Below are 13507 nucleotides of genomic sequence, written 5' to 3'. Positions count from 1 at the left end.
ATCGGCATCAGAAGACGTACTTGACCCGGCCGATCACCGTACGGCGCACGCCGGGATAGCAATCGAACAGCGAGGTGCATGTGGTGATGTATTGCCGGTCGGCGAGGTTGGTCGCATTCACCGAGAACAGCCAGTTGCCGGTGGTGTAGCTGACGGCTGCGTCGAGCAACGTCCGCTCCTTGATCCGCAGCGTGTTGGCGGCATCGCCGAAGGAATCGCCGACGTAGCGCACCCCCCCGCCGAGGCTGAGACCCCGCAGCCAGCCGGTCTGGACCGTGTAGTTGAGCCAGGCCGAGGCTGAGTAGTTGGGCACGATGGCGGGGCGGTTGCCGATGATCGCCCGGGTGTCCTTCGTGACTTCGGCATCAAGGTAGGTGAAGGACGCAACGGCATCCCAGCCCTCGGTGAGGCCGATCCGTCCCTCGAGTTCGATGCCACGCGAGCGGATCGCACCGGTCGCGATCTGGAAACCCGGATTGGCAAAATCCGTGGTCAGGACGTTCGTCTTGGTGATGTCGAACAGGGCAGCGGTGAACAGCGCGTTCCAGCCCTGAGGGATATACTTGACTCCGACCTCCCACTGCTCGCCCCGGGACGGGTCGAAGGGCCGCGCACCGGCGGCGGGGGCGGAGACGCCGGTATTCGGCACGAAGGACTGGGCGAAGCTGACGTAAGGCGCGAGGCCGAAGCCTGTGAGGTAGGTCAGGCCAGCGCGGCCGCTGAAGGCACCGGTATCGAGCTTGGTATCGGTCGCGGTGAGACGGTTCTGCGTATCGAGCGTGACGTCGTCGTAGCGTCCGCCCAGCGTCAGGATCCAGGAGTCCCCAACCTTGATCTGGTCCTGAGCGTAGACACCAAGCTGGTTCATCACCTCGCGGTAGTTGAGGAGCGGGGTCGTCGGGGTCGGGACGAACCGGCCGTAGACCGGCGCGAACGGGTCCAGGCTCGGGGCTGCTCCGGTGAAGCGGCGCACGTCGCCGTCCGAGCGGGTGTAGTCGAGACCCAGCAGAAGGTCGTGCCTGAGGAAGCCGGTGGCGAAGCGCGCCTCGACCTGGTTGTCGACCGCCAAGGCATCCAGTCGCTCGTCGAAGCGGCGCGCGATGCGGCTGAGGCCCGTTGATGTCAGGCCGCCGAGCAGCAGATTGTTGAGCCCGAGCTCGACATGGCCGTAGCGCAGGTTCTGCCGGACGGACCAGACATCGTCGAAGTGGTGCTCGAACTGATAGCCGATCGTCGCCTGATCCTGGGCGAAGCGGTTGAAGCTCGGATCGCCGATCAGCAGCTTGGTCGGCCGGGCGTTCGGGGTGAAGAAGGTGACGGTACCGCCCGAGCGATCACGCAGGACGTCGGCGAGCACCGTCAGGCTCGTGGCTGCGTCGGGAGCCCAGGTGAAGGACGGTGCGAGGTAGAGCCGGTCGTCCGGAATTTCCGCGCCGTTGCCGTAACGGTACTGGGTGTCGCTGGAGCGCGCGACGCCGATCAACCGGGCGCTCAGGGTGCGCTCGGGATTGACCGGGCCGGTGAGGTCGAACATCCCCTCGACCCGCCCGAAATTCCCGAGCTGGAACTGGACCTCATTGATCGGCGTGAGCAGCGGGCGCTTGCTGACCCGGTTGATGATGCCGCCGGCGTCGCTCTGCCCGTAAAGCGTCGAGGACGGTCCACGCAGGACCTCGATGCGCTCCAGCGCATAGGGCTCGGTGCGGAAGAAGCTGTAGCTTGTGTTGAGCTGGCGCAGGCCATCGCGAAAGTCGCTCGTCGCCTGGGCGTTGAAGCCCCGGATGAACAGCCAGTCGAAGCCCTTCGGGTCATAGCCGTAGGACTCGACCGATACGCCAGGGACGTAGCGCAGAGCTTCGGTGACGCTCTGGACATTCTGGGTGTCGAGCTGGGCGCGAGTGATCACGGAGATCGATTGCGGCACTTCGATCAGGGGTGTGCTGGTCTTTGTGCCGGCGCTGGTGCGGGTGGCGACGAAGCCGACCGCACCCGGATCGCCGCCAACAGCGGCGATGGCCGACGCGTTGCCTTCGACCGTGATGGTGTCGAGGGCGACATCCGGAGTCGGGGCCGGGCCGGGCAACTGGACGAAGCGCGGGTTGACGAGCGTGATCGTCGAGGGGCCGGCCGCCTGGTAGGTCAGGCCGGTACCCTCGAGAACCTTGGCCAGCGCCTCGAGCGGCGCGAAGAGACCCTCAGCACCCTGCGTCGCCAGGTTCTCAGTAATCGTGGTCCGGTAGGCGAGCCTGAGCTGCGTCTGGCCGGACAATGCGGTCAGGGCCGGCTCCAATGGGCCCGGTGCGATCGAGACCTGGACGCGTGTCGCACTGGACGCGATGGTGGATGCTTCCTGCCCAGCTGAGACGGGGATGATGTCGACCCGATCGGAGGCCGGCAGTGGACGCGCGAAGGTCCGGTCCTGTGCCATCGCGGCATTGCTCAGCGCGAGCAGTGACACCCCTGCCAAGGCTGCACCCTGCAGCCCCCGTGACACGATACCCTGACTCCGCACGTCCATCGCCGACCCCATCGATCCACCAGGGACGGTGCGCGTCTCGCGTCTCGTGTCCCTTCAACGGTAGACAGGGGAGCCGCCGAACTCCTGACCTCCTCCGGCGAAGTTTTTGTGCTGCCGTCTGATCGCTACCGGACCAGGGTCAGGAGTGGGGTGAGGTTGATGACACGGATCCCCATCGTGGCGGAGAGGATCGCGAGCGCTGCACCGGTGTCGCGGGGATCGAGCGTACCGCTGAACCGTCGTTCGCCGATCGCCGCATCGGTGAGCAGGATGCGGCCCCGGCGATACCGCCCGAGTTCGGCGAGGACCTGCGAGAGAGGCTGACCGGAGAAGACGAGCCTGCCCTCCCGCCACGCGATTGCTTGCGCTACGTCGCTCGTGCGAGCGACGGGGCGGCCGGTCGCGTCCTGCGAGGCGACCTCGCCGGCCTGCAGCAGGACGTGGCCCAACCCAGTCGCGACGTCGACGCGTCCCTCTGCTACGCCGACCGGGTCGGCAATGCCGTCCGCGCGGACGAAGAAGCGCGTCCCGACAGCCCGGGCACGAATACCGTGTCCGCGCACCACGAAGGGACGCTGTGGGTCCGGTACGACGTCGAACACCGCCTCGCCACGGAGCAGCTCAACCCCTCTCTCACGCGGTGTGTCGTGCAAGGCGATCGCCGTATCGGTGTTGAGGTCGACCCGGCTTCCATCCGCGAGGATGGTGCTCCTGATCTCGCCGACGTCGGTCCAATCGTCGGCCCGTAGTCGATCGACCAGCCCGAGCTGCCAGCCCAGGATCCCGACGAGGCCGAGGGCCGCGACGATGATGAGACCAGGTGCTGCCTTAGGCTTGCTTCGGCGCGGATCGGGCACCTGTCCCATCGTCCGCCTCCAGGACTCCATCTCGGCATAAGCGGCTTCATGGGCTGGATCGGTGGCGCGCCAGACTGCGAAGGCCTCACGATCCGCGTCCGTTGCGTCGGCGGAGGAGAGCCGGGCGACCCAGAGGGCTGCAGCCTCATAGACGGGGTTGTCCCCGGTCTCGTCCGATTTTTCAGGCGGTGTGCGAGCGGTCATGCTGATGAGTGGATCTACCCGGCTCGGACGACCCGAAGCCGTCCCATCCATAGAGACCGCTGAGCGCACGGAGTCCTGATATCTCAATTAGAAAAAATCTGCGCAGCGGCGGCGGGTATGGAGAAGCGCCTTCATGAGGTGCTTCTCGACCATGTTGCGGCTGACACCCAGTTTCGCGGCGATCTCGCCGTTCGTGAGACCATCAAAAGCGCTCAGTATGAACGTCTCCCGGCAGCGAGGCGGCAACTCATCGATAGCTGATGCGACTAAGCGGAGCTGCTGGCGTGCGATCACTTGCTGTTCGGTTCGGACGCTGTCATCCACTCGATCACCGAGATTACTATCGTCCAGAGATCGAAAAAGGTTCGCCTCGAACCGCCGTCTCTTGCCAAGATTGATGGCGACGTTGCGCGCCACGAAGAACAGGAATACTCGCGGGTGCTCGATGTCCGTTGCACACAGCGCCTTCACGAGGCGCAGATAGGTTTCTTGCGATGCATCGGTAGCGTCAGCGTGATTGCCCAGCATGCGCAGGAGGAAGCGCTGCAGTCGGACCCCTTCGGTTCGATACAGGGTGTCGATCAACCCTCCCGACATAGCAGCAAACTCACATCCTCCGGTGCGGCACGAGACGCGACCGTCATCGAGCAGCGACAAGAAGGCTACTAATCGCATTTACGCAAGATGCCTGCCTCTCTAAAATAGCTACAGATCCTGCGCTCTCAGCGCTCTATGATATTGCATCTCAACATAAAATCTTGCTTGTTTGAACTATGACAATCTGATTTTTATCCCCATATCATATCAAGGAGTAGCTGGTAGTTGCCGTAAGGCAACAGATGTGCCTCAGGTGCAATCGAAGATAGAACACACCAGTTGTACTGGTCGTTCGTAACGAACGCTCGTCGGCCAGGCCCGAAGCCTATTCGGAGCAATATGGCAGCGCTGGAGATCTCGGTCGTAGGGCTAGGGTCTAAACCCGATCAAGATGATGAGCAAAATATGATTCCAGAGCGTCTCCAGATGGAGGAGGCTATGGCAGAGCTGTTCTGGCCGTCTGACGAGCAGTGGCAGGCGATCGCGCCGTTCATGCCCACCAACCAGCCCGGCGCGCATCGCAAGGACGACCGCACCATCCTGTCGGGCATCCCGCACGTCATCAAGTCCGGCTGTCGCTGGAAGGACTGCCCGAGCGCGTACGGTCCTCCCACCACCGTCTACAACCGCTTCAACAGGTGGTCGCGCCGGCGCTTCTGGACCAGCATGCTGGCGGCTCTCGCCAAAGCCGGATGGTCGGGCGAGGCCGCCGCCCTCGATGCGACCGACGTCAAAGCCCAGCGCGCCGCCCACGGCGCAAAAGGGGGGACCGCCACCAGGCGATCGGCCCCTCGCGGGCGGGCCCGACCACCGAGATCCATGTCCTCACCGACGTGATCGGCCGCCCGGGCGTCATCCACCTCACCCCCGGCAACGCCAGCGACGTGAAGACCGCGCCCGCCGTGCTGGCCCAGGCGCCCGGCCCGGTACGCCGGCTGATCGCCGACAAGGGCTACGACGCCGACTGGCTGCGCCAGGACCTGCGCCAGCAGGGCCTCAGCGTGGTCATTCCCGGCACTCGCGCCCGCAAGCGCAAGATCCGCCTCGACAAGCGGCGCTATCGCGATCGCTGGCGGGTCGAAGCAGTCTTCTGCCGCCTCAAGGACTTCCGCCGCATCGCCACCCGCTACGAGAAGCGCGCCACCAACGACCTCGCCATGGTCACCCTCGGCATGACCATGCTCTGGCTGACGTGAGTTTGCAGAGACGCCCTAGCCCGACCGAGGAACAACGCCGCTCCAGGGAAAAGGAAAGCCTGTCGCGACGCCCGTCCACCGTCGAGTGACCCATCAGCCAGCATCGTCCGCTTCCCCATATATGCTCAAGCGTACATATATGGGTTGAGGCAGAGCGGGCTTGTCGGAGGTCCCGATGCGGAAAGGCAGAGTTCAGTAATCCAGAGCACCCTCGCACTCGGAGCGAGCCTCGGCCGTCGGTTACCGCGGCCGCATCGGTCCGGGGAGCAGATGCCCGCTGATACCTGGTAACACGCCCCCGGCTGAATGGAGGCTACGGCAGATGGGCGGTTCGGACGCTGGAATGACCGCTCGGCGTGGAAAGCGGCGCTTCAGTAGCTTGTTGCCGGATGGCAGGGTAGCGCCACCTTTGGATGCTCAATCCCGCAACCTATTCGTCCGCCAGGCATCCAACAACAGACTTTCCAGAGGTCTGAGAGACCTGTTTCTGACCTCGTCTCGTTCGCGTGAACTGATCAACGACTGACGGTGATTTTCAAACCGTGGGGACGTCAGGAACGCGTTAGACCTGCTCGACCACGCCTCGCGTGAGCCGCACCAGCGGCGTGATCGTCCGGTCGATCGGGACCGGCAGATCTTGAGCCTCGACGACTTGCACGATCGCGCTGTTGATCGTCTCGATCTCGGTCGGCCTCACAGCACGAAGGTCCCGCAGCATCGACGGTTCACGCACCCGATGATGAGCGAGAGCGTCGTTAATCTTAGCGAAGATACGGGCCTTGTCGATGCTCACCCCCGAGGCCGAAGCCACCACAAGGCTATCCCTATCTACGCGACCGATCGCGATCGTGCTGGAAAATTCAGAATTTAATCTTATTTTGTACTCAATATGCGCCATAGTAAAACCGTCAGCGAGCCCATGATGCAATAGCCCAACAAGACATCCCTCGAATGAAGCGAGAGCAGTTCGGGCGCGAATTCAAACATGACGCATAAGGTGCAAATCGCGGGCCAGTTCCTTGCAGTCGCCCGCGGAACAGACCAGGCAGTGGGGCACGACCGAAGCTCTCGCCAGAAAAGGTCACTGCGCGAAGGCCAAGAGCGGTACAGCCTCCCCGCGATGGGCTGCTGCGACCGGATGATGCCGTCGAGCGGGCGCGTGACCAAACCCTGCCTGGGCTCCGACCGGCGCCTCGCGACCCGGTGGGCCGAACGGTTGTTCTGGAGCCGGCGGCACGGGTGAGGCAGGCCGCGGCCCGGTCTCGCAGGGACTGCCGGCACCGCACTCATCGCGCGATTGCCGGTCACCATGTCATGGCACCAAGATCGTTCATAATATTTCCTAGCATATATTGTCGAAATACGGCTTATCGTTATTTGTAGATTACAGCATTGCGATGTTTTAGGTTGGAGAGCCGAAAGATAAATAAACACATAGCCTATTTTTTATTGATCGAGACCACACCAAAGACAAATGGGCCCATGAACATATTTTCCACCAGGCGCGGCACCGGCAAAAAAGACATTTTCCAAAATGCGACTTTACACCAATTCCGTAATTTGTATGATATTGATGCAAGACAAGATATTTCATGCAGAGGAACGCCATGCCTGCCAGTATTTTGCTGCCTCCGTCCACCAATGTGTTCTTGGCGGCGTTCACCAATGCGAGCGACATCCAACGCGTGACGATCACGCCACCGGGGGGACAGGCCATCGTCTGGCAGGGATCGGGGGAAAACAACAAGCAGATTGGTTCGACCTTCTTTCAGACGCCGTCCGGCAGCCAGGATGTTTCGGCCACGGTCGACATCCAGCATTCCTCGGACGGTGGCCGGACCTGGCAGGAATCCGCCCTCCTGCCGGGCGGCTGCAGCGTCGCGACGATGAACATCCAAGTCGTCCTGTCGGAAGATCAGGTCGACCGCGACTACAACGATGCCGTCGTCCAGTTCCTGTGGTGGGAGTCGCTGTCATGAATGCAGGAATCCCGACGTTCGTGCGCCTCGCCTGTACGGCACTCGGTCCGCTCTCGGCCGCATGGCTCGCGCTCCAGGGACCGGGCGCGACCGCGGCGCGCGCCGATCCCATCGTCATCGGGGTGATCGGCGACCAGACGGGTGCCACCGATCTCGACGCATCGTATCGAGTCCTGAAGCAGGGCGTCACCGCCATCAACAGCCTGGACCGGAAACCGGACGTCGTCCTGCACGTCGGTGACCTCATCGAGAGCACGGAGACACCCGAGCAGATCACCGCGCGCTTTGGTCAGGCGACATCGATCCTGAAGACCTTGACCATGCCGTGGTACACGACGCCCGGCGACCACGACGTCAACCCGACAAGATATCTTCAGAATTCCACTGATAGATCGCGCGAAACCCTCTACAAGCAACTTTACTCGCCCCTCAACCCGCTGGTAAAGGACAAATTATATTACTCATTTGATGTAAAAAATTGGCATTTTATTGCGCTCGACAGCCTCGAGCATCTATACACTGATCCGCGCTGGGGCAACGTGTTCTACTCGCAGATCTCGGACAACCAGTTTGCCTGGCTGCAGCGGGATCTGGAAGCGCATGCACAGGGGAAGGACGGGATCATCGTCTTCACGCATCAGCCACTCTGGTACAACTGGACGGGCTGGTCCCGCGTACACGAGCTGCTGGCGCGCTATCCGGTGAAAGCCGTCATCGCCGGCCACACCCATTACAATCAGACCGACACGGCTCTCGGCGGCATCCGCTACTGGGTGGTTGGTTCGACGGGCGGCGACATCAAGGACGGCAGCGCCAATGCGGGACATCTGCATCACGTCTCGCTCCTCTCGCTGTCCGGCGCCGCGGTCGACTTCAGGCTGATTCCGCTGGCTCCCTTCACGCAGTCGGACTGGACGAGTCGGACCGTGATGGATCAGGTCCAGGCGGTCACCGTGAACCTCGGGAATCTCTACGACTTCGATCAGAAAGCGAAGGTTTTCCTGGACGGCGACCGGGTCGTCGGAGCCTGCGGCACGCAGGAGCCCGCCACGGTCACCGTCGCGAATGTCGGCAACGCGACGGCCGATCCGCTGAACGTCAGCATCGTCGTCAACAGCACCTCCGTGCGGGCGACGGCCGGGACGTTCGGCGCTGGCTTCTGCGACACCAGCATCGACGAGTTCAGCTGTCAGCTCGTCGCCTCGGCCGGGGTCGCCGTGTCGAACAACTCGATCGTCCAGATGTCCACCTATCCCGTGCCGCCGCCGCTCTGGGTCGGCACGGTCGTGGCAGGCAGCGGCGCGTCGCCGAAAGTCGGCGATCCGATCGAGCTGACTCTCACCATGATGTTCAGATCCGAGAACAAGAGCTATACGATGGCCCATAGCGGCAAGACGACGATCAAGGCCTGTCGATGACGTTCGTCCTGCGGCGGAGCGAGGAGGACTGCTCAGGCCTCTCTCGTCGCTCCGCCGCCGGACTGCAATCCTCGGGTCTGCTCGCCTGACGCGCCGGTGCCAGACCGGCTGTCAGCCGAGCCTGCCGGCCGCCGTCTCGAGCAGGCCCATCGCCTCGTCGCCGAACCGCTTGCGCCACTCGGCGTAGAAGCCGCTCCGGCGCAGCTCCTCCTTGAACGGCGCGGTGTCGACGTCGTTGAAGGCGAGGCCCTTCGCCACCAGCTCCTCGCGCAAGGAGGCGTTCAACCGCGCCACGTCCTTGCGCTCCTCCAGGCAGGCGGCGTTCACGTTGCGCGCGAAGATCTCCTTCGTCTCCGGTGGCAGCTGGTTCCAGGCGCGGCGGTTGATCAGGAACCACCAGCCGTCCCACATGTGGTTCGTGACCGAGCAGTATCTCTGCACCTCGTAGATCTTGGCGGTGTTGATGATCACCGGCGGGTTCTCCTGCCCGTCGACCACCCTGGTCTGCAGCGAGGAATAGACCTCGGCGAAGTTGAGGCTGGTCGGCGCGGCGCCGAGCGAGCGGAACAGCGAGGTCCACAGCGCGCTCACCGGCACCCGGATCTTGAGGCCTTGCAGGTCCTTCGGCTCGCGGATCGGCCGGACGCTGTTGGTGATCTGCCGGAAACCGTTGTCCCAGATCCTCTCCATGACGACGAAGCCGGCCTTCTCGATCTGGCCGCGCAAGTGCTGGCCGAGCGGCCCGTCCATGCCGCGCCAGACCGCGTCGTAATCCGGGAAGGCGAAGCCGAGGCCGTAGATCGACGAGGTCGGGATGATCGTCGAGAGCACGTTGACGCCCGAGAGCGCGAAGCATTCGAGCGCGCCGGAGCGCAACTGCGAGAGCATGTCGCTCTGGCCGCCGAGCTGGTTGTTGGAGAAGATCTGGAGGTCGACCTGCCCGTTGGTCTGCTCGCGGATGGCGTCCGCGGCCTTGCGGGCGTGGATGTTGATCGGATGGGTGTCGGGCACGTCGGTGCCGAGCTTGAACACGAACTCGGCGGCGCGGGCGTGGCGCAGGGGTATGCCGGCGCCGATCAGGCCGGCGCTGAGCGTGCCGGCGACCACGGCGCGGCGCGAGAGGGGGGCGCGCGACATCGTTCCTCCTGATGTGTTTTCGGGTTGGCGGCGGGATCCGCCTGGGTCTTTTCTTGGATTGTTCTTGGATTATGTCTGGCACCGAGACCTATTGTCGGTGTCCGTCGTCATTCCGGGGCTTGCCGGAGGCGAGAGCCCGGACCCGGAATGACGCGGTGGAGGTCATCGACGGTGAAGCAGGGCGGCCTGCTACAGCGCGATGATCGGCTTGATCTCCTCGAAGTTCTTCATCCGGGTCAGCGCCGTATCGACCTGGTCGAGGCTGTAGCGGTTGGTGACCATGGTGTGGAACGGCACCTCGTGCTGGTGCTCCGCCACGAATTGCAGCGCCTTCCAGTAGGCCTTGGCCTGGCCGGAGAACGAGCCGAGCACCCGCAGGTTCTTCGCCACGATGGTCGAGGGTGCGATCGTCGTCGTGCCCTGACCGAGCTGGCCGACCACGACGTAGGACCCGCCGCGCCGGGCGAGGTCGAGCCCTTCGCCGAAGGCGGCCGGGTGGCCGGTGAACTCCATCACCACGTCGGCGCCGCGCCCGTCGGTCAGCGCCCGGACCCGGTCGAGGCGCTCCGCGTGGCCCGTCTCCTCGATCGACAGCACCTCGTCGGCGCCGAAATCGCGGGCGAGCGCCAGCCGCGCTGCCGGGGCGCCGAGCGTCACGACCCGGCGGGCGCCCGAGATCTTGGCGACCGCGGTGGCGAGCAGCCCGAGCGGGCCGGCGCCCTGCACCACCACGGTGTCGGTCGGATCGACGCGGCCGAGGACATCGAAGGCGTTCATCACCGAGCGGAAGGCGCAGCTCGCCATGCTGGCGAGCTCGTTCGGCACCGAATCCGGCACCTTCACCCGGCCGGAATCGGGCAGGACGTAGCCGTATTCCGAGAAGCCGCCGAGCAGGTAGGGCGCCACGTCCATCCGCTCGTACATGTACTTGCGGCTGTACTGGCACAGGGTCGGCTCGCGGGCGACGGTGCAGAAGTAGCAGCGGCCGCAGGCCGTATGGGTCCAGGTGATGCGGTCGCCGACCCGGAGCGGCTGGCCGACCGAGTCGCGGTCGGTGCCGGCGCCCATCGCGACGATGCGCCCGACCATCTCGTGGCCGATGATCACCGGCAGGTCGACCTTGAGGGCGAGCGAGCCCTGCCAGAGATGGACGTCGGTGCCGCAGATCGAGCAGGTCTCGATCTTGGTGAGGATCGTGCCGGGCTCCAGCTCCTGCGGCACCGGCACCTCCTCGATGCAGACCGGCGCCTTGAACGCGCGCACCACGGCGGCGCGGCTGGTTTTCGGAAAGCGCATCATGGACGGGACCCCTCGGGCGCCATCGCGAGCACGCGGCGCGCAAGCTTCAGGTGGGCGATGTCGATCATCCGCCCGTCGAGCACAGCGACCCCCGCCCCGCTGCCTTCCAGAAGCCGCACCACCTCGCGCGCCCAGGCGACGCGCTCGGGTGCCGGGGTGAAGGCGGCCGTCACCGCCTCCAGCTGGCCCGGATGGATGCAGAGCTTGCCCGAGAACCCGTCCGCCGCGGCGGCCTCGGTCTCGGCCTGCAAGCCGGCGGGGTCGCGCGGATCGGGGAACGGCGTGTCGATCGCCGCGACCCCGGCGGCGGCGGCCGCGATCAGCAGCCGGTCGCGCGCGGCGGCGACCGGCGCCGCGAGAGTGCCGTCGGGCCGGCGCGGGACGATGCCGAGATCGGCCGACAGATCCTCGGCGCCGAAGCAGAGGGCGCGCAGGCGCGGCGAGACGCCGGCATAGTTCATGTCGCGCAAGGATTCCGCCGTCTCGGTGGCGAGCAGCAGCACCCCGACGGAGCCGGCCGGCACGCCGCCGGCGGCCTCCAGCACGTCGATCTGGCCGGCCAGCATCGCGAGATCGGCCGGCGACGTGCATTTCGGCAGCAGGATCGCGGCCGGCCGGGCCGGGACGATCGCCGCGAGGTCGTCGAGATACCAGGCGGTGCCGCGGGGGTTGATCCGCACGATCAGCGCGTCCGGCCGGTCGCGCAGGATCGAAGCGGCCTGCCCGCGGGCCTCGTCCTTGGCGGCGGGGGCGACGCTGTCCTCGAGGTCGAGGATGACGGCATCGGCCCCCGAGGCGACCGCCTTCTCGGCCTTGCGGGCCGAATCGGCCGGGGCGAACAGCAGGGACCGCAGCCTCATCGGGATATCTCCGTCTGGTTGAGTTCGGCGGCGATCTCGGCTTCGTCCTGGCCGAGGGCGGGGGCGAGGCGGCGGATCCGGCCGGGCGTGCGCGACAGGCGCGGGAACGGCGCGTGCATCGGCACCGGGCCGTGCTCCGGGTCGTCGACCTCGACGAGGACGCCGCGGCCCTTCACATGCGGGTCCTCGGCGAAGCCCGCCGGATCGTAGACCGGGCCGACCGTGACCTCCGCCTCCTCGAAATAGGCCAGGTTGTCGGCGAGGTCCCGCGCCGCGATGAAGCCGCCGACGATCGCGTCGACCTCCTCGACGTTGTCGAGCCGGGCGGAATTGGTGGCAAAGCGCGGATCGGCGATCATGTCGGGCCGGCCGATGGCCGAGAACAGCCGGGCGGCCATCCCCTGCGTCGAGGCCGAGAGCGCCAGCCACTCGCCGTCGCGGGTGCGGTAGACGTTGCGCGGCGCGGTGATGCTGACCCGGTTGCCGACGCGCGAGGGCACGCGGCCGGTGAGCCGGTGGATCGCCGCGTCGGGCCCGAGCGTCGCGTGGAGCGGTTCGAGCAGCGAGAGGTCGACCACCTGCCCGGCGCCGTCCGGCCCCTCCGCCACCCGCAGCGCCGCGAGCGTCGCGAAGGCGCCGGACAGGCCCGCCACCATGTCGGCGAGCGCGAGGTTCGGCAGGGCCGGCGGCTTGTCGGCAAAGCCGTTCTTGGCGGCGAACCCGCTCATCGCCTCGATCAACGAGCCGAAGCCCGGGCGCTGGGCGTAAGGCCCGGTCTGGCCGAATCCGCTGACCCGGACGATCACCAGCCTCGGATTGAGCGCCAGCAGCGCCTCGGGCGAGAAGCCCGCCGCCTCCATCACGCCGGGGCGGAAGCCTTCGACCAGCACCTGGGCGGTCGGCACCAGCCGGCGCAACGCCGCCTTGCCGTCGGGCTCGCGCAGGTCGAGGCGGATCGAGCGCTTGTTGCGGCCGTAGACCGTCCACCAGGCCGGGATGCCGTTCTCCTGCCAGTGCCGGAGCGGGTCGCCGCGGTCGGGCTCGAGCTTGATCACGTCGGCGCCGAAATCGGCGAGTTGCAGGCTCAGCATGTTGCCGGCGACGAGGCGCGACAGGTCGAGCACCCGGATGCCCGCGAGGGGGCCGTCGGTGGCGGGGTTCACGGCCGCCCCCGTCCGAGAGCGGCGGTCCGCCGCCTGCGCGCCTTGCGGGCCATCAGATCCCTCCCGGGTTGTCTTGCTTGAGCGACATCCTGGCCGAGGGTCCGCCCGGGATCGAGACGGATTTTCCGGGGAGGCTATCGGGAAATCTTATGGCTTAGAGCGCCTAACAGAACCGCCTGATCTGGCGGAGGGTGATGAGGCTTGCCTGCAGGAACGTGAAGGCCTCGTAGATGTCGGCGCGGCGTTCGTAGCGGACGGGCAAGCGGCGGGCGCGGTTGA

At 65.7% G+C, this 13507-nt stretch carries 11 protein-coding genes and 1 pseudogene; 3 read left to right on the top strand and 9 right to left on the bottom strand.

The window, feature by feature from the left end; all coding sequences use genetic code 11:
• Positions 1–7 precede the first annotated feature (7 nt).
• The 3 genes from FF100_RS30065 to FF100_RS30055 all read right to left on the bottom strand — a co-directional run bounded on the left by FF100_RS30065 (position 8) and on the right by FF100_RS30055 (position 4236).
• Positions 8–2269: a TonB-dependent siderophore receptor gene (locus FF100_RS30065; RefSeq protein ID WP_205825066.1), complete on the bottom strand. Its 2262-nt coding sequence runs from the start codon at positions 2267–2269 to the stop codon at positions 8–10.
• 374 nt (positions 2270–2643) lie between these two features.
• On the bottom strand, positions 2644–3579 hold the full coding sequence (locus FF100_RS30060; RefSeq protein WP_139039613.1) for a FecR family protein: 936 nt from the start codon (positions 3577–3579) through the stop codon (positions 2644–2646).
• Between the two features lie 87 nt (positions 3580–3666).
• Entirely contained in the window at positions 3667–4236 is a 570-nt protein-coding gene (locus FF100_RS30055) for an RNA polymerase sigma factor (RefSeq protein WP_246102547.1), read from the bottom strand.
• A gap of 378 nt (positions 4237–4614) precedes the next feature.
• Between FF100_RS30055 and FF100_RS30050 the strand changes: the two genes are divergently transcribed.
• Positions 4615–5372 (top strand): IS5 family transposase gene (locus FF100_RS30050; protein ID WP_425463368.1). Its coding sequence is split into 2 segments (ribosomal slippage): positions 4615–4938 and positions 4941–5372, totalling 756 coding nucleotides; the frame shifts between segments, so codons are not numbered across the junction.
• 562 nt (positions 5373–5934) lie between these two features.
• Here the strand turns inward: FF100_RS30050 and FF100_RS30045 are convergent.
• Positions 5935–6270 carry a ketopantoate reductase C-terminal domain-containing protein gene (locus FF100_RS30045; protein ID WP_139039609.1) on the bottom strand — a complete coding sequence of 112 codons (336 nt, stop codon included), beginning with the start codon at positions 6268–6270 and terminating at the stop codon, positions 5935–5937.
• Positions 6271–6964: 694 nt separating this feature from the next.
• Here FF100_RS30045 and FF100_RS30040 point away from each other — a divergent pair.
• Positions 6965–7351 (top strand): fucose-binding lectin II, encoded by a 387-nt coding sequence (locus FF100_RS30040; RefSeq protein WP_139039608.1) that lies wholly within the window; start codon positions 6965–6967, stop codon positions 7349–7351.
• Entirely contained in the window at positions 7348–8769 is a 1422-nt protein-coding gene (locus FF100_RS30035; protein ID WP_139039606.1) for a metallophosphoesterase family protein, read from the top strand. The genes FF100_RS30040 and FF100_RS30035 overlap by 4 nt, the downstream gene beginning before the upstream one ends.
• Positions 8770–8880: 111 nt before the next feature.
• Here FF100_RS30035 and FF100_RS30030 read toward each other — a convergent pair whose 3' ends face one another.
• The 5 genes and pseudogenes from FF100_RS30030 to FF100_RS30010 form a co-directional block, all read right to left on the bottom strand.
• Complete coding sequence (locus tag FF100_RS30030) at positions 8881–9906, bottom strand: TRAP transporter substrate-binding protein (RefSeq protein ID WP_139039605.1); 1026 nt, start codon at positions 9904–9906, stop codon at positions 8881–8883.
• A 189-nt stretch (positions 9907–10095) separates the two neighbouring features.
• Positions 10096–11205, bottom strand: coding sequence for a zinc-binding dehydrogenase (locus FF100_RS30025; protein WP_205825064.1), 1110 nt, complete (start codon positions 11203–11205; stop codon positions 10096–10098).
• Complete coding sequence (locus tag FF100_RS30020) at positions 11202–12065, bottom strand: HpcH/HpaI aldolase/citrate lyase family protein (protein ID WP_139039603.1); 864 nt, start codon at positions 12063–12065, stop codon at positions 11202–11204. The genes FF100_RS30025 and FF100_RS30020 overlap by 4 nt, the downstream gene beginning before the upstream one ends.
• Positions 12062–13228: a CaiB/BaiF CoA transferase family protein gene (locus FF100_RS30015; protein WP_139039601.1), complete on the bottom strand. Its 1167-nt coding sequence runs from the start codon at positions 13226–13228 to the stop codon at positions 12062–12064. Before FF100_RS30015 ends, FF100_RS30020 begins: the two co-directional genes overlap by 4 nt.
• Positions 13229–13391: 163 nt before the next feature.
• Positions 13392–13507: pseudogene (locus FF100_RS30010) on the bottom strand (IS5/IS1182 family transposase); the annotation flags it as partial.

The sequence above is a fragment of the Methylobacterium terricola genome (assembly GCF_006151805.1).
Classification (GTDB): domain Bacteria; phylum Pseudomonadota; class Alphaproteobacteria; order Rhizobiales; family Beijerinckiaceae; genus Methylobacterium; species Methylobacterium terricola.
The sequence above is the reverse complement of the archived record's forward strand: the minus strand, read 5'-3'. Positions and strand labels throughout refer to the sequence as shown.